We start from the raw sequence: 15,941 nt of genomic DNA, 5'->3' as shown, positions 1-15,941 counted from the left end.
TCCCTTTTCGTACCCCCGACCTTATGTTCTCAGCATGAGCACAGACCTCATCGAAGCCCAGCTTGAGCATCTCCGCGGCCTGCGGCAGGAGGTGAACGCCACCAACCGGGCGATCACCGCCGAGATCAAGGCCGACGTCGCCGCCCAGGATGCGAGCGTCCCGTTCCAGGTCGTGTCCGAGTTCCAGCCGGCCGGCGACCAGCCCCAGGCGATTCAGGAACTGATCAAGGGGATCCACGCGAACGAACTGGATCAGGTGCTGCTCGGCGTGACCGGGTCGGGCAAGACCTTCACCATGGCCCACGTCATCCAGGAGGTGAAGCGGCCCGCCCTGATCCTGGCGCCGAACAAGACGCTCGCCGCCCAGCTCTATGGCGAGATGAAGAGCTTCTTCCCGCATAATGCGGTGGAGTATTTCGTCTCGTATTACGACTACTACCAGCCGGAAGCCTATGTGCCGCGCACCGACACCTTCGTGGAGAAGGAATCCTCGGTGAACGAGCAGATCGACCGGATGCGCCACTCCGCCACCCGCGCCCTGCTGGAACGCGAGGACGTCATCATCGTCGCCTCGGTGTCCTGCATCTACGGTATCGGCGCGGTCGAGACCTACGGCAACATGATCCTGAAGCTGAAGGTCGGCGAGCGGGTCGACCGGACGGCGACCATGCGCCGGCTGGTGGAGCTGCAGTACAAGCGCAACGACGCCAGCTTCCACCGCGGCACCTTCCGGGTGCGCGGCGACAGCCTGGAGATCTTTCCGGCCCACTTGGAGGACCGCGCCTGGCGCCTGTCCCTGTTCGGCGACGAGCTGGAGGCGATCCAGGAATTCGACCCGCTGACCGGCGAGAAGACCTCCAGCCTCGACCAGATCCGGGTCTTCGCCAACTCGCACTATGTCACCCCGAAGCCGACGTTGCAGCAGGCGGTCCGCCTCATCAAGGAAGAGCTGAAGGTCCGGCTGAACGAACTGAACCTCGCCGGCAAGCTGCTGGAGGCGCAGCGGCTGGAGCAGCGCACCACCTTCGACATGGAGATGATCGAGGCGACCGGATCCTGCGCCGGGATCGAGAACTACTCGCGCTATCTCTCGGGCCGCAATCCGGGCGAACCGCCGCCGACCCTGTTCGAATACCTGCCGGAGAACGCCCTGCTGATCGTCGACGAGAGCCATGTGACGGTTCCGCAGATCGGCGGCATGTTCAAGGGCGACTACGCCCGCAAGTACACCCTGTCGGAATACGGCTTCCGCCTGCCGTCCTGCATGGACAACCGCCCGCTCAAGTTCGAGGAGTGGGAGGACATGCGGCCGCAGACGGTGTTCGTCTCGGCCACCCCCGGCCCCTGGGAGCTGGAGCGGACCGGCGGCGTGTTCACCGAGCAGCTCGTCCGGCCGACCGGCCTGATCGACCCGGTCTGCGAGATCCGGCCGACCAAGAGCCAGGTGGACGACTGCATCGCCGAATGCCAGGACGCCGCCGCCCGCGGCCACCGGGTGCTGATCACCGTCCTCACCAAGAAGATGGCCGAGGCGCTGACCGAGTACATGAACGAGGCCGGAATCAAGGTCCGCTACATCCACTCCGACGTGGACACGCTGGAGCGCATCGAGATCATCCGCGACCTGCGGCTCGGCGTGTTTGACGTGCTGATCGGCATCAACCTGCTACGCGAGGGCCTGGACATTCCCGAATGCGCCCTGGTCTGCATCCTCGACGCCGACAAGGAAGGCTATCTGCGCTCCAAGACCTCGCTGGTGCAGACCATCGGCCGCGCGGCGCGAAACGTCGAGGGCCGGGTGCTGCTCTATGCCGACCGGATCACCGACAGCCTGGAATACGCGCTGGGCGAGACCGAGCGCCGCCGCCAGCGCCAGATGGAATACAACACCGCCCACGGCATCACGCCGGAGAGCGTGAAGAAGAACATCGGCGACATCCTGCAGAGCGTCTACGAGCGCGGCGACCACGTCTCGGTGGATACCGGAAGCGGCGAGGGCGAACTGGTCGACAAGCCGATCCGCCAGATCATCGAGGAGCTGGAAGTCCGGATGAAGGCGGCCGCCGCCGATCTGGAATTCGAGGAGGCGGCCCGCATCCGCGACGAGCTGAAGCGCCTGGAAGCGGCCGAACTGGGCGTCACCACCGACGGCAAGCCGCTGCCGAGAGGCGGCGTGGTGCGCCTGAAGGTCGCCATCCAACCGCCCAGCGGCCGCCCACCCGAGAAGGGCAGCGGCAGCAAGGGCAAGGCCCGGAAGCGGCGCGGCCGCTGAAGCCCGGTCGCTGTTTCAGAGCAGCGGCAGAAGTCTGGTGGACAGGATCGCCAGCGTGACCAGCAGCAGGATCGACAGCACCCCGGCCGCCAGCACCCGCCCGCCCGAGGCCAGCACCGAGCGGAGGTTCACCGACAGGCCGAGTGCGGCCATCGCCACCAGCGTCAGGTTGGCCGAGGCGGCCTGCATCGGACCGGCCGCCGCATCGGGCAGCAGGCCGAAGGACCGGCACAGCATCAGGGCGATGAAGCCGAGGATGAACCACGGCACGAGAACCGACAGGGGCAGCCGTCCCCCGCCCCGCCGGCCGTAGCGCAGCCCGGCGGCCAGCACGACCGGCCCCAGCATCAGCACCCGCACCAGCTTCACCAGCGTGCCGATCTGTGCGCTCACCGCGCTGACGGGCGCGGTCGCCGCCAGGACCTGCGGCACCGCATAGACACTGAGCCCCGCAACCACGCCGTAGTGCCAGTCGTCCAGCCCCAGGGCCAGCGCAGCAAGCGGCAGCAGCAGGACCACCGCGATGCCAAGCACGGCGGTGAAGCCGATCGAGGCGGCCACATCCTCCGAGCGGGCGTCGATCGCCGGCGCCGCCGCCATAATGGCGGAGTTGCCGCAGATCGAATTCCCGCACGACACCAGGGTCGCCAGCTTGTCGTCCAGGCCGAGCGACCGGCCGATCAGGTAGCTCGCGACCAGCGTCACCGTCACCACCGCCACGGTGGTGGCGATCAGCGGCAGACCGGAGGAGGCGATGGCGGCGGCACTGATCGTCCCGCCCAGCAGGACGATGGCGACCTCCAGGACGATCTTGGCGGAGAATGACACCCCCGGCCGGAACCTGTCGGGCAGGCCGAAGAACGTGTGAACCAGCGTCCCGGCCAGGATGGCGACGACGAGTCCGTCCAGATAGACGTGGCCGAAGATCTGGTGCTCGGCCTGCTCGAACCCGTATGCCAGAAACCCGATGGCCCCCGAGAGCATGAGCCCGGGAAGAATCTCCGCCATGAATCGGGGTGTGCGCATTCCATCCTCCTGATTGGGAGGTGGAAACTAGGCATTCCTCTAATCCATAAACATCGAATAATATAAGATGTTTCATTCAATTGGATCGAACGATTGACCCTCGAACAGCTCGCCATCTTCATCGCCGTCGCCGAGCGCGAACATTTGAGCCGGGGCGCGGAATCCCTCGGCCTGACCCCCTCGGCCGCCAGTGCGGCGATCAAGACGCTGGAGACCACCTACGATGTCCACCTGTTCGACCGGGTGGGCCGCCGCATCGAGCTGACGCGCGCCGGACGGGTGTTTCTGGAGGAGGCCCGCCACACCCTCGCCGCCGTCAACGAGGCCAAGGGGCTGCTGAGCGAGTTGGGCGGATTACGGACCGGGCATCTGGACATCGAAGCGAGCCAGACCATCGCCAATTACTGGCTGCCGAACCGGCTGATGCGCTTCTGCGAGCGCCATCCCGGCATCACCCTGGGATTCCGGGACGGCAACACCGCCAATGTCGTGCAGGCGGTGATCTCTGGCCGGGCCGAGCTGGGATTCATCGAGGGAACGGTGGACGAGCCGGCGCTGGCGGCACAGCCGTTCCTGGCGGACGAGTTGGTCATCGTGATGGCGCAACGGGCCGCCGCGATCGCCGCGCGGACCACGCTGGAAACGCTCCATCACCTGACCTGGGTCATGCGCGAGCGGGGATCGGGCACGCGGGCGGAGTTCGAGGCGGCGCTGGACCGCCATGGCATCGACTGCGCCACCCTGCCGACCGCCGCCACCCTGCCGACCAACGAGGCGGTCCTGGGTGCGGTGCGCGGCAGCTCCTGTGCCGCGGCCCTGTCGAAGCTGGTGGTATCGCCGTTCATCGCCGCCGGCGAGCTGGTGGTTCTGGATATTCCCCTGGCGCCGCGGCAGTTCACCCTGCTCCGCCACAAGGAGCGGCGGCTGTCGGCGGCGGCGCTGGAATTCGAGCGGATCTGCCGGGAACCGGCCTGAACGGCCGGCGGGGCGTCAGTCGCCCTTCATCACCTGCTGGCGAAGCGCCCCGCAATCCACGTCCTCGGCCTCGCCCATCTCGAAGAACGGGATGTCCGGCTTGTCCGGCGAGATGCTGGTCTCGGGATCGCCCAGGGGGCCCCTCACCCGGACCGGGGCTTCCATGTCGATCAGGCTGAAATCCTTGGCGTCGGCGGTGATGAAGAGATCCACCGTCTGGTCCAGCAGATTGACCCCGCCGCGGGCATAGAGAACCGAGTCGGCAGTATCGACCACGACGCGGTCGAACTGGGCCACCCCGTCCTTCACCACCGCCCGGCCGGCGCCGCAGCGGATCGGCACGCGGGCGTCGTCGCCGATGAAGAGGATCAGTGATTCGACCAGATCGACGCCAGCCGCCTCGATCAGCAGGCCGCTGAAGGCGCCCTTGGAGATCTCGATCACCCCGTCGCCGTTGGCCGCGGCCATGATATCGGCCAGGGAGTTTCCCCTGCCCAGGATGTACAGGCTTCCGGACAGGGTCCCGCCCATGGTCTCGAAGTATTTGCTGTCCTTGAAGAACGCGGCGAGGGCCAGGTCGTCGAACGTCACGTCCGCATCGGCCGAGGGGACCTCGTCCCGCGCGTTCAGGGCCAACTCGCCGGACACCACGCCATCTGCAACCCCCATCTTGAACGGCTTGGCAACGGCGCGGCCGTTCTCCAGCGTGACCGTGGCTTCCAGCGAGGTCACCGCCAGTTCGGTGCGCGACAGCACGTTCGGTGCCTTGAAGGTCACTTTCATGTCCATCAGCCGCAGCCGTCCGGCGGCGATGGGAATGTCGGGGAACAGCTTGCCCTGATCGACGAGCTGGCGGCCGATCCGTTCCTGCTCTTCCGACGCGGTCTCACCCTCGCCATAGGCGGGCGTGGCGCCCACCAGGGGCCCGAGATCGTCGAAATCGAGCTTCTGCGAGACCAGATCGGCGGTCAGCATCGGGCGCTCAGGGCCGTAGTCCAGGGTCGCGCTGCCGGCGATGTCGCTGTCGCCGATCCGGCCGTCCAGGCCCTCCACCGTCCAGACCTTGCCCTCCCGGGTCACGCGTCCGGTGAGCTTGTAGGGCGGGGTCGGCGGCGTGGGGACACCGAATAGCGGGAAAATATCGGCGAGGTTCGGACCGCTGAAATCGATCTCCACGTCCGCCCCCTCCAGGGCGATCGGGTCGGCGAAGGTACCTTTCAGGGTGAAATCGGTCTTACCGGCGGCGATCGTCAGGTCGACCGGGTACGGGTCGTCGCCGTCGCGCAGCTCCAGGATCGAGCCGCCGACGAAGTCGATGCTGAGCGGCTGGTCCTGCAGCGTCCCTTTCAAGCCGAGGGACAGCGGTTCGGGCGCGTCCATTTCTCCGCTGCCCGTCGAAACCGTGCCTTCAACGTCGATCCCGCGTTCCGGATCGCGATAGGCGAGCGTGCCCTCGCGGATCTCCAGGCGGCCGATCCGCGGCGCGTCGTCCCGGTCCTCCGGGGACACGCCCTCGACCGCGGCGGCGGAAGCCGGGTTTTCCCCGAAGCTCCAGTTCGCGTCACCCTCCGCGTTGCGTTCCAGATCGACCTTCAGCCCCTGCAGGATGAGGTAGTCCAGCTCGATATCGCCGCGGAGCAACGGCCAGGGGTGGATCTTGAAGGCCACCCGGTCGGCCGTCAGCAGGTGGTCGGCCCGCGCCCAGACGGCATTGGCAAGTTTGAGGCCGGTCACGTCCACCTCGGGCCGCCAGCCCCAGTCGACGCTCATGTCCTCGACGATGATGTCGCGGCCGACGCGTTCGCTGACCTGGCCGACCGCCCAATCCCGGCCGCTGCCGGTGGTCAGCCACCACATGCCGGCGACCACCGCGATCAGAGCGACGGCAACCAGGCCACCCAGTATGCCGAACAGGATGCGCATGCGCCCAAGGTATCCGTTTTGTGAGATCGCCTTGGGGAACGCATGGCGGGCCGGCGGGTTCCCGGGAGGGCTCTACCCGGCCTTGAGCATCGAGAAGATCTGATCCTTCAGCGCCAGACGCTTTTTCTTGCACTCCTCGGCATAGGCGTCGGAGGCCGGTTCCACCTCGGCCTCGATGCGGGCGACCTCCCGGTCGACCTCGTGATAGGCGTCGAACAGCTTCGCGAAGTGAGCGTTCTCCGTCTTCAGGACATGGATCTTGTCCTTCAGCTCCGGGAACTCGCTGCCGATGTCGTGGTGCAGGTCGGTGGTCATGGGGGTTTCCTCCTGGCGATGTGATGACATGACGCTAGGAGGAGGAGAGGGGCAGATCCTTGACCGAGATCAATCCCTCGTGCGGCCACCTGTGTCGTCGTCCTGCAGCTTCGACGGAAGGGCCGGCACCGTCTCCGCGTCGGAGCGGGTGCGCTCGGCGAAGACCTCGTCCTCTTCGGACGTGGCGTTGCGGTCATCATCGTCCCGCGGGCCGGCGGCCGGCGCCGGCTGGTCTGACTTGGCCCCGTCCCGGTTGCGGGCCTTCTCCTCTTCCTCCTCCGCCCACAGGGCCGCCACCAGGACCGGGTCCTCCGGTGGGGCGACGGGGCCGGCCTCGCCGTCCGGGCGCTCGCCGATCTTCCGGCCGATGCCGTCGACCATTCTCAGGCTGCTGATCAGTTCTTCGATGTCGCCCCAGGGCGTTCCCGTCTGGCGCAGCACGGCACCGCCCAGCTGCAGGCTGGCCTCCATCGTCTCGACCACGGTGCCGGCCGCTCCCAGCTCCTCCAATCGGCGGGCATGGAGCGGATCGCGGGCGCGCGCGAAGATCGGCAGATCCGGCAGCCGGCCGGCGAGGTGCTGAACCGTCCGCTCGACCGCATGGCCGCCGGTCGACATGGTCAGCACCACGGCCCGGGCGCGCTCGCCGCCGAGCTTGTGCAGCACCTCCGGCCGGCTGGCGTCCCCATAGAAGACGGTGTGGCCGTCGCGGCGCCCGTCGCGCACGTTCTGGGCGTCGGTATCCACCGCCACATAGGGGACCATCTTGGCGTCGAGCAGCCGGGCGATGGTGTGGCCGACCCGGCCGAAGCCGGCGATGACCACGTGATCGTGCATCTCGTGCCCCAGGTTGACATCGGCCGAGAGCTCGGAATTCTCTTTGTTCTCCAGCAGGATGGCGACCTTACCCACCGCCCAGACCACCACCGGCGTGACCGCCATCGATACGGCGACCACCAGGAACAGCAGGTCGACGGCGAAATCGGAGACAACCGAAGACGCGGCGGCGATGCCGAGGATGACGAAGGCGAACTCGCCTCCCTGGGCCAGCAGAGCCGCACTGCGCAGGCTCACCGCGATGGGCATCTTGAAGGCGAGCGCCAGCCCGAGCACGACGGCGAACTTCAGCAGGATCAGCCCACCCAGGTAGCCGAGCACCGTTGCGATCTCACGGAAGGCGAGGCCCAGGTCGATGGACATGCCGATGGTCATGAAGAACAGGCCGAGCAGGATCCCCCGGAACGGCTCGATATCGGCCTCCACCTGATGGCGGAACTCGCTTTCCGACAGCAGCAGGCCGGCGAGGAAGGCGCCCAGGGCCATGGATAGCCCAACCTGCTGGGTGGCCCAGCCGATGCCGAGCACCACCAGCAGCGTCATCGCGGTGAACAGTTCCGGCGCGCCGGCCGAGGCGATGACATGGTAGAGCGGCCGCAGGAGCTGGCGTCCGGCGATGACGATGATCGCCAGGGCGAGAATCGCCGTGCCGGTGACCTTGAGCAGCTCCAGCAGGATCGTCAGGCCGTCCAGGTCGCGGCCCAGGAGCGGGACGACGATGACAATGGGGACCACCGCCAGGTCCTGGAACAGCAAGGCGGAGAATGCCGCGCGGCCGTGACGGGTCGCCAGTTCACCGCGCTCGTTCATCAATTGCAGGACGAAGGCGGTGGAGGACAGGGCGAGGGCCGCACCGATGGTGACCGCCGCGCCGTAGGTCTGCCCGAGATACAGAGAGATCCCGGCGACCAGAATGCCGGTCAGCACCACTTGGGCGGTACCGAATCCGAAGACCAGCCGGCGCATCACCTTCAGGCGGGCGAAGGACAGTTCCAACCCGATGGTGAAGAGCAGGAAGACGACTCCGATTTCGGCCAGTTCGCGGGTTTCGGCGACGTCGTCGATGATCGACAGGCCATGCGGGCCGATCATGGCCCCGGCCGCGAGATACCCGAGAACCAGGCTGAATTTCAGCCGCCGCAGCAAGGGGGCGAACAGAACCGCCGCCGCCAGGAAGATCAACGCATCGCCGATCGGGCTCCCGTGGCCGCTCGACTGCATGATGTCGAATGCGTCCAGCAGGCTTTCCACCGATTTTTCTCCAACCAGTCTCGGCAAATCGCCGGTCCCGCCAACCGGCAAATCGATCCTAAAGAGTCAGCGCGGGCGATGCTACGGGAGCCATGAAATCTCTTCGTATACAATCATTGAAATTTCGTCGCCGCTCCCCATTCCTATGGGTCACGCGCGCCACATTCCGCCACCAACCCTCAGATTTACATGACCCGATCGCAAGCCCGCCAGACCGCCCCGTCGCGCCCCGGCACAGATAGCCGCACGCACTCGACCGGCGATTATTTCTGGAGGGCCTCATGATCTCTGCAGGGTTGATCTTCGCCGGTCTGGTCCTTCTTCTGGTCGGCGCCGAGACGATGATTCGGGGCGCGGTGGCCATTGCCCGGCGCCTGAACATCAGTCCCCATGTCATCGGGCTCACCGTCATTGCCTTCGGCACCTCGGCGCCTGAACTGTTCGTCAGCCTCAAAGCGGCGATGAACGGGTCTCCCGGCATCGCCATCGGCAATGTCATCGGCTCGAATATCGCCAACATCCTGCTGATGATCGGAACGGTCGGCGTCATTTCGCCCTTCGTGTGCGGCGGCGCGCCGCTGCGCCGGGACGGGCTGGCGCTGATTCTGGGCACCATCCTGTTCGTCGGCGTGGGGCTGCACGGCATCATCGAACGCTGGCACGGGGCGGTCATGCTCGCCCTCCTCGTCGCCTACCTGCTCTATTGCTATTACGAGGAGCGCCGCCGCCCCGACAGCGTGCACGCCAAGGAGGTCGAGGAGTTCGACGCTCTGCCGACCAGCACCCTGCGCAGCGTGCTGTATACCGTGGGCGGCCTGATCGCCGTCCTGGTAGGCGCCCGGCTGCTGGTCGACGGCGCGGTGGACGTCGCTAACCGGGCCGGCATCTCCGAGACCGTTATCGGCATCACCGTCGTCGCCGTCGGCACGTCGCTTCCGGAACTGGCCACGACGCTGGTCGCGGCGCTGCGCCGTCACAGCGACGTGGCGTTGGGCAATATCATCGGGTCCAACATTTTTAATACGCTGGGCATTCTAGGGACGGTTGCATTGGTCAGCCCGCTGCCGATCCCCCCCGAAGTGATGTCCCTGGACCTCTGGTTCATGCTGGGTGTGACCATCGTCTTCGTGGCAATGGCGATCAAGCTGCCGGCCTTCAGCCGGCCCTGGGCCCTGGTCTTCTTCGCCGCCTATGTGGCGTTCATCGCCAACCAGTTCGTGCCGATGCACACGATCAACTTCGCGTCCTACTGAGCCGCATGCCGCAGCGTACGCCCAACCCCCTACCCAAGACCGCGCTGGTGACGGGCGCGGCGCGCCGGGTCGGTCGCGCCATCGCCCTTGCCCTGGCCGGGGCCGGCTGGGACGTCGCGGTGCATTACGGCCGCTCTGAGGAGGCGGCGCGGGACACGGCCGAGGATCTGCGCGCGCTCGGCGTCCGCGCCGAAGCCGTCGGCGCCGACCTCGCCGACGAGGCGGAGGTGCACAGCCTGATCGAGCGGACGGAGGCGGTACTCGGCCCGGTCGGCCTGCTGGTCAACAACGCCTCCACCTTCGAGCGCGACACCCTCGCCACGGCAACCCGCCAGAGTTGGGACCGGCACATCGAGCCGAACCTGCGGGCGCCCCTTGTGCTGATGCAGCAGTTCGCCGCCCGGCTGCCCGCGGAGAATGACGGCGTCGTCGTGAACATCATCGACCAGCGGGTCTGGAACCTCACCGACGACTTTCTATCCTACACCCTGTCGAAGGTCGGTCTCTGGGGGCTGACGCGCACGCTGGCCCTGGAACTGGCACCCCGGATCCGGGTGAACGGCGTCGGTCCCGGCCCGATCCTGCCCAGCACCCATCAGGACCAGGAGCGGTTCGATGCCCAGGCGCGGTCCATGCCGCTCCAGCATGGCGCCGACCCGGCAGAGGTGGCCGAGGCGGTCCTGTTCCTGGCAAACGCCCGATCGGTCACCGGTCAGATGATCGCGGTCGATGGCGGCCAGCACCTCTGGTGGGCCCCGCCGGGGCCGGACACGCCGCGGGACTGAGATCGCGCGGCGGCGCCAGGCGCCAGGCCCGCTATCCGGCGGAAATCGTGGTCTCCGACTTGCCCATGTAGCCCAGCAGCCAGATCAGCCGCTCGGCGTGGTTGGAGAGCGCCAGCAGGCGCAGCCGCTCGTCCGCCTCAAGCCCGCGCTCCTCGGCCAGATAGGCCTTGCGGACGGCCTTCATCCCGTTGCCGTCGTCGGACGTTATGGCGGACAGCAGGTCGCGGTCGTCCTGGTCGTGCTCGCGCAGGACGTCGCCAAGTGTCAGGACGATGGTGTCGATGCCTTCGACGATCGCACCGGTGAAGCGCCGGCCGGCATCGCTGGTTGCCAGAAGCCGCTGCTCGCGCGCGATCCCGGCCATCGTCTCGGCGGCGGCGTCCAGGGCGTGTTGAAAGCTCAGCAGGGCGTTCAGGCGGTCGTACGACCGTTCCGTCAGCCGGCGGCCCGAGCCCAGGTCGTCGATGGTCTCGCGGATGGTCGTCCCGAGGATCGCGGACGCCTCCAGGATCTGCTCGAACGCGCCCTGGGGCCGGTCCTCGCGCAGGGCGTCGAACATCCGGGACAGATAGCCGACCAGTCGGGCCTGTTCCAGCGCGACCAGGTCCATGGCCGTGTCCGGGTCGTCGGCGGCGTGCTCGTGAAGGTATTTCGGACGCGACGCGATTTCGACCTCGGTGTCCGGCCAGATCCGTTGCAGAAGCCTGACCGAGGGACCGACCGTCGGCATCAGGGCGAAGGCCGGCACGAGGTTGAACAACACGAAGGCGATCGCGATCCGGGTGTCCGGGTCGTCGGACATCACCTCGAGCAGAGCCAGCATCAGCGGCGTTCCGGTCCAGACCTCGATGTAGAGCAGCGGCACCAACACCGCCGCACCGGCGAGGTTGTAGAACGTCTGGTACATGGCGATCTGCTTCGACTGGCCCTTGAGGTGGATCGAGAGCGCCAGGGTCAGCAACGACGAACCGGCATTGGCGCCGTAGATCAGCATCAGCGACTCGCCGGGGCCGAACATACCGGCGTGCTGGAATGCCAGCACCACCGCGGTAACGGCGATCGAAGACTGCACCACGAAGCTCAGGACGCAGCCGATCAGGAAGCCGACCATGTAGGAGCCGCGCGTCCAGGTCAGAAGGTCGGAGAACCACGCCGCGCCCGCCAACGGCGACACGCTCTCGTTCATCAGGTCGAGGCCGAAGAACAGCATGCCGATGCCGAGGAGCGCGCCGATCAGCGAACCGCGCAGGGTCCGGGCGTCGGCGCTGTAGAACACGCCGGCGAATCCGAGCAGGAACAGCACCGCGAGCCTGATGTCGATCACCAGGATCAGCACCACGAGCGCGCCGAACACGTTCAGCCCGATGATCATCGGCATCGCTTGACGAATCGACATAAGACCCGAGCGCAGCATGCTCACGATGATGAACATGGTCGCCGCACCGCTCTGGGTGACGACCGCGAACGCCCCGCCGCACAGGGCGCCGAGCAACGGATTGCGGGTGTAGCGTTCGACCAGCGTGCGCAGCCGGCGTCCGCTCAGGCGCTTGAGATGTTCGGTGAGAATCTGAAGGCCGGCAAAGAACAGGCCCAGGCCGGCGAGCAAAGTTCCGATGATCGAGACCACAAAACCCCCAATTCAGACGCCGCACCGCCACAGGCCGCGCGCCGTGTCGTTCGGCACCATGATACTATCGGCCTTCTCCCCTATGAGCGGCCGAACCACCCCGTTCCGTTGCAGGCTAACCCACGCGCGGCCCTGCAAAAAGTCGGATGGCCTCTGCGGCGCCCCCGGCGACGCCGTCTCGAGCCGTCAAATCCCGGCCTCAGACGGGGTCGAACTCAAACCGAAGAGACCCGGTTTTGGCTCACCCGATCCGTCAGGTTATCGAGACTCCGCCCCGGTCGCCGCAACACCATGATCTGCCGTCGCGAATCGGCTCACGCGCCCCGCATCCGCAGTCCCGTCCGGGAAAATTGGATAATCCTGCAATCGATATTGTGAAATAACCGACAAGATTTACGAGCGTTAACACCTTGTTGGCGTTACGAATGCGCCCAGGTCCACTACTGACTTGTTCACACTGACAAGCTTGGGGAGGGGTCGTAATCTGGTCGTAACAGAAGTTTCGTAGAGCGATGGAACAGAGCCAGGAACGACAAATAATATTGTTTAAAATCAGTGACTTATTTTGCTGCCCAAATTTTGGGCATTCGGCTCCGGGGCCCCGGACTCTGCGGTCTCCAGATGCCTCCTCAACGGTTTTCCACCTAGTTTTCCACAGGAATCGTGGATTAAGAAGCCGCACGTGGTGCGTGTTTAATCGCACCCCGAACTCACTTTGAAGGGCGCCCTGAAGAGTCCATGACCAAGTCCTTGGAACAGAGCGATATTAGCGATCCCCCCTCCGGCACCGAACGGGCCCGGCGCGGGCGGAAGACCGTTCCGGATATCGAACGCGGCGTCGCCGTGATCCGGACTCAGGTCAAGACGCTGCCCAATGCTCCGGGCGTGTATCGCATGCTCGACGAGAACGGCGACGTGCTCTACGTCGGCAAGGCGCGCAGCCTGAAGAAACGGGTGGTGAACTACACCCACGCCGCCAAGCTGGAGCACCGGATCTTCCGCATGGTCAGCGAGACCGCGTCCATGGAGATCGTGCGCACCCATACCGAGGTGGAGGCGCTGCTGCTCGAGAGCAACATGATCAAGCGCCTGAAACCGCGCTTCAACGTGCTGCTCCGTGACGACAAGTCGTTCCCGCACATCCTGCTGACCGGCGACCACCCCTACCCGCAGATCACCAAGCACCGCGGCGCGCGGAAGCGGAAGGGCCAGTATTTCGGCCCCTTCGCCTCTGCCGGGTCGGTCAACCGGACGATCACCGCCCTGCAGCGCGGCTTCCTGCTGCGCAACTGCACCGACAGCATGTTCTCCAACCGCCAGCGGCCGTGTCTGCAATATCAGATCAAGCGCTGCTCGGCCCCGTGCGTCGGCTATGTGACCGAGGCCGAGTATGCCGGTCAGGTGGAGGACGCGACCCGGTTCCTCACCGGCCAGAGCAACCAGATCCAGCGTGAGTTCGCCGCCCGCATGCAGGAGGCGGCGGAAGCCCTGGAGTTCGAGACCGCCGCCATCTACCGCAACCGTATCCGCGCGCTGACGGCGGTGCAGGCAAACCAGGACATCAATGTGGAGGGCCTGGAGGAAGCCGACGTCATCGCGATGTACTACGAAGGCGGCAATACCTGCATCCAGGTCTTCTTCTTCCGCGCCGGCAGCAACTTCGGCAACCGCGCCTACTTCCCGGCCCATGACAAGCAGACCGAGCCGGAAGACGTGCTCGCCGCCTTCATCGGCCAGTTCTACGACGACAAGGTGCCGCCCCGGCTGGTGCTGATCAGCCAGGACATTCCGGAGCAGGACCTGATCGCCGAGGCGCTGTCGACCCGGGCCGACCGCAAGGTAGAACTGTCCCGCCCGCAGCGCGGCGGCCGGCGCAAGCTGATGGACCACGCGCTGACCAACGCCCGCGAAGCGCTCGGCCGCCGCATGGCCGAGAGCGCCTCCCAGCGCAAGCTGCTGGAAGGTGTCGCCGCCGCCTTCGGCCTCGACACCACGCCTGAGCGGATCGAGGTCTATGACAACTCGCACATCCAGGGGACCAACGCGGTCGGCGCGATGATCGTCGCCGGGCCGGACGGGCTGATGAAGAACGCCTATCGCAAGTTCAACATCCGCAACGTCACCGACCGGGAAAGCATGCGGCAGGAGGGGCTGGACGATGTGGAAGCCGGCGACGACTACGCGATGATGCGCCAGGTCCTGACCCGCCGGTTCGGCCGCGCCCTGAAAGAGGATCCCGACCGCACGACCGGGGTCTGGCCCGACCTGATCCTGGTCGATGGCGGCCAGGGCCAGCTCTCCGTGGCCAAGGAGGTCTTCGCCGAACTCGGCATCGACGACGTGGCGGTGGTCGGCGTGGCCAAGGGTCCAGACCGCGACGCCGGCCGCGAGCGCTTCTTCATGCCCGGCCGCGAGCCGTTCCTGCTGGAGCGGCGCGATCCGGTGCTCTATTTCCTGCAGCGGCTGCGCGACGAGGCCCACCGCTTCGCCATCGAGACCCACCGGGCCAAGCGCACCAAGCAGATCAGCGCCAATCCGCTGGACGAGATCGCCGGTATCGGCGCCAAGCGCAAGAAGGCGCTGATGCACCATTTCGGCTCCGCCCGCAGCGTCTCGCGCGCCGGGCTCGGCGATCTGGAAGCGGTGGAAGGGATCAGCAAGGCGGTGGCGCGGAAGGTCTACGACCATTTCCACGAGGATGGGTGATCAGGGGGAGTTGCCCCCGCCCCTACTCTCCCGGCGTGCGGTCGGCTTCGCTTGAGACGTGGCGCAGGCCGGCGTTCAGGTAGTCCCAGCCGGTGTAGAGGGTCAGCACCGCGCCGATCCACAGCCCGACCTCCCCAACCAACCGGGAATCGATCCAATCGGGGGAATCGTCGCCGATGATCAGGAAACCGATCGCCAGAAGCTGAACGGTGGTCTTCCACTTGGCCAGTTGGCTGACCGGCATGCTGACCCGCAGTTCGGCCAGGAACTCCCGCAATCCAGAGACCAGGATCTCGCGCAGCAGGATCACCAGGGCCGCCAGCACGGTCAGCCCGGAGATGTGGTCGAGGGCGACGAGAACCAGCAGCGACGATCCGACGAGCAGCTTGTCGGCGATCGGGTCCAGCAGGCGTCCCAGCCCCGACTGCACCTTCATCACGCGGGCCAGGTAGCCGTCGAAATAGTCGGTGATGCTGGCATACGAATAGAAGCCAAGCGCCACCCACCGCAGCGTCTCGCCGCCGAACCACAGACACACCACGACCGGCACGACCGCGAAGATGCGGGAGATCGTCAGCAGATTGGGGAGTTGGGCTAGCATTTCGATCCAATCTGCCGTCTCCGGCGGGGAAATCGTTCGGGCATTGGCAGCTGCATTACGCCATAGGGCCGCGGCAAAGAAAATGGCCGAGATTTAACGACTTACGTGCGGCTACGCACATCAACGCACACATCTTCCGCATATGGTGTCGCCGCATCCGACGCGGTAGGCCGTCCCCGCATCTCCCGCCCTCGGCCGCCTGCCGCGGCCCCCGCCTCAGTTTCGAAGGAGCCACGCCATGAGCCTGTCGCTGACGAGACGGGTTGTGTACCACGCCCTGGCCGGTGCGGTCGCCCTCCTCCTGCCGAGCTCCGGTGCGGCCGAAAGCCGTCGCACGGATGAGGCGATCGTCGCCGCCCGCCGGTAGGAC

General features: G+C 66.4%; 12 protein-coding genes. 6 read left to right on the top strand and 6 right to left on the bottom strand.

Annotated elements, in window-relative coordinates; genetic code table 11:
• Positions 1–34: 34 nt before the first annotated feature.
• Positions 35–2,272 (top strand): excinuclease ABC subunit UvrB, encoded by a 2,238-nt coding sequence (gene uvrB / locus T8K17_RS11085; RefSeq protein WP_322334570.1) that lies wholly within the window; start codon positions 35–37, stop codon positions 2,270–2,272.
• 15 nt (positions 2,273–2,287) lie between these two features.
• On the opposite strand, the gene T8K17_RS11080 is transcribed toward uvrB, so the two are convergent.
• On the bottom strand, positions 2,288–3,298 hold the full coding sequence (locus tag T8K17_RS11080; protein ID WP_322334569.1) for a YeiH family protein: 1,011 nt from the start codon (positions 3,296–3,298) through the stop codon (positions 2,288–2,290).
• Between the two features lie 93 nt (positions 3,299–3,391).
• On the opposite strand from T8K17_RS11080, the gene T8K17_RS11075 reads away from it, so the two are divergent.
• Entirely contained in the window at positions 3,392–4,273 is an 882-nt protein-coding gene (locus T8K17_RS11075) for a LysR substrate-binding domain-containing protein (RefSeq protein ID WP_322334568.1), read from the top strand.
• 15 nt (positions 4,274–4,288) lie between these two features.
• Here T8K17_RS11075 and T8K17_RS11070 read toward each other — a convergent pair whose 3' ends face one another.
• The 3 genes from T8K17_RS11070 to T8K17_RS11060 all read right to left on the bottom strand — a co-directional run bounded on the left by T8K17_RS11070 (position 4,289) and on the right by T8K17_RS11060 (position 8,599).
• Positions 4,289–6,196 carry an AsmA family protein gene (locus T8K17_RS11070; protein ID WP_322334567.1) on the bottom strand — a complete coding sequence of 636 codons (1,908 nt, stop codon included), beginning with the start codon at positions 6,194–6,196 and terminating at the stop codon, positions 4,289–4,291.
• A gap of 72 nt (positions 6,197–6,268) precedes the next feature.
• On the bottom strand, positions 6,269–6,511 hold the full coding sequence (locus T8K17_RS11065; protein WP_322334566.1) for a YdcH family protein: 243 nt from the start codon (positions 6,509–6,511) through the stop codon (positions 6,269–6,271).
• 69 nt (positions 6,512–6,580) lie between these two features.
• On the bottom strand, positions 6,581–8,599 hold the full coding sequence (locus tag T8K17_RS11060; RefSeq protein ID WP_322334565.1) for a monovalent cation:proton antiporter-2 (CPA2) family protein: 2,019 nt from the start codon (positions 8,597–8,599) through the stop codon (positions 6,581–6,583).
• A 281-nt stretch (positions 8,600–8,880) separates the two neighbouring features.
• On the opposite strand from T8K17_RS11060, the gene T8K17_RS11055 reads away from it, so the two are divergent.
• Both T8K17_RS11055 and T8K17_RS11050 read left to right on the top strand, forming a co-directional pair.
• Complete coding sequence (locus T8K17_RS11055) at positions 8,881–9,852, top strand: calcium/sodium antiporter (protein ID WP_322334564.1); 972 nt, start codon at positions 8,881–8,883, stop codon at positions 9,850–9,852.
• 5 nt (positions 9,853–9,857) lie between these two features.
• Positions 9,858–10,637 (top strand): SDR family oxidoreductase, encoded by a 780-nt coding sequence (locus T8K17_RS11050; RefSeq protein WP_322334563.1) that lies wholly within the window; start codon positions 9,858–9,860, stop codon positions 10,635–10,637.
• A 31-nt stretch (positions 10,638–10,668) separates the two neighbouring features.
• Here the strand turns inward: T8K17_RS11050 and T8K17_RS11045 are convergent, their stop codons facing one another.
• Positions 10,669–12,264, bottom strand: a complete 1,596-nt coding sequence (locus T8K17_RS11045; RefSeq protein WP_322334562.1) for a Na/Pi symporter — start codon at positions 12,262–12,264, stop codon at positions 10,669–10,671.
• A gap of 738 nt (positions 12,265–13,002) precedes the next feature.
• On the opposite strand from T8K17_RS11045, the gene uvrC reads away from it, so the two are divergent.
• Positions 13,003–14,970 carry an excinuclease ABC subunit UvrC gene (gene uvrC / locus T8K17_RS11040; RefSeq protein ID WP_322334561.1) on the top strand — a complete coding sequence of 656 codons (1,968 nt, stop codon included), beginning with the start codon at positions 13,003–13,005 and terminating at the stop codon, positions 14,968–14,970.
• A 22-nt stretch (positions 14,971–14,992) separates the two neighbouring features.
• On the opposite strand, the gene pgsA is transcribed toward uvrC, so the two are convergent.
• Complete coding sequence (gene pgsA / locus T8K17_RS11035) at positions 14,993–15,571, bottom strand: CDP-diacylglycerol--glycerol-3-phosphate 3-phosphatidyltransferase (protein WP_322334560.1); 579 nt, start codon at positions 15,569–15,571, stop codon at positions 14,993–14,995.
• 238 nt (positions 15,572–15,809) lie between these two features.
• On the opposite strand from pgsA, the gene T8K17_RS11030 reads away from it, so the two are divergent.
• Complete coding sequence (locus T8K17_RS11030) at positions 15,810–15,938, top strand: hypothetical protein (protein ID WP_322334559.1); 129 nt, start codon at positions 15,810–15,812, stop codon at positions 15,936–15,938.
• The last annotated feature ends 3 nt before the right edge of the window (positions 15,939–15,941 follow it).

This window comes from Thalassobaculum sp. OXR-137 (assembly GCF_034377285.1).
Taxonomy (GTDB): Bacteria; Pseudomonadota; Alphaproteobacteria; order Thalassobaculales; family Thalassobaculaceae; genus Thalassobaculum.
Note: the sequence above shows the minus strand (reverse complement) of the source record. Positions and strands in the feature narration are given on the sequence as shown.

What these genes read in the sequence shown, in the direction of transcription:
- uvrB (WP_322334570.1), top strand. Translation starts at nt 35, where the DNA reads ATGAGCACAGACCTCATCGAAGCCCAGCTTGAGCATCTCCGCGGCCTG.
- T8K17_RS11080 (WP_322334569.1), bottom strand. Translation starts at nt 3,298, where the DNA reads ATGCGCACACCCCGATTCATGGCGGAGATTCTTCCCGGGCTCATGCTC.
- T8K17_RS11070 (WP_322334567.1), bottom strand. Translation starts at nt 6,196, where the DNA reads ATGCGCATCCTGTTCGGCATACTGGGTGGCCTGGTTGCCGTCGCTCTG.
- T8K17_RS11065 (WP_322334566.1), bottom strand. Translation starts at nt 6,511, where the DNA reads ATGACCACCGACCTGCACCACGACATCGGCAGCGAGTTCCCGGAGCTG.
- T8K17_RS11055 (WP_322334564.1), top strand. Translation starts at nt 8,881, where the DNA reads ATGATCTCTGCAGGGTTGATCTTCGCCGGTCTGGTCCTTCTTCTGGTC.
- T8K17_RS11050 (WP_322334563.1), top strand. Translation starts at nt 9,858, where the DNA reads ATGCCGCAGCGTACGCCCAACCCCCTACCCAAGACCGCGCTGGTGACG.
- uvrC (WP_322334561.1), top strand. Translation starts at nt 13,003, where the DNA reads ATGACCAAGTCCTTGGAACAGAGCGATATTAGCGATCCCCCCTCCGGC.
- pgsA (WP_322334560.1), bottom strand. Translation starts at nt 15,571, where the DNA reads ATGCTAGCCCAACTCCCCAATCTGCTGACGATCTCCCGCATCTTCGCG.
- T8K17_RS11030 (WP_322334559.1), top strand. Translation starts at nt 15,810, where the DNA reads ATGAGCCTGTCGCTGACGAGACGGGTTGTGTACCACGCCCTGGCCGGT.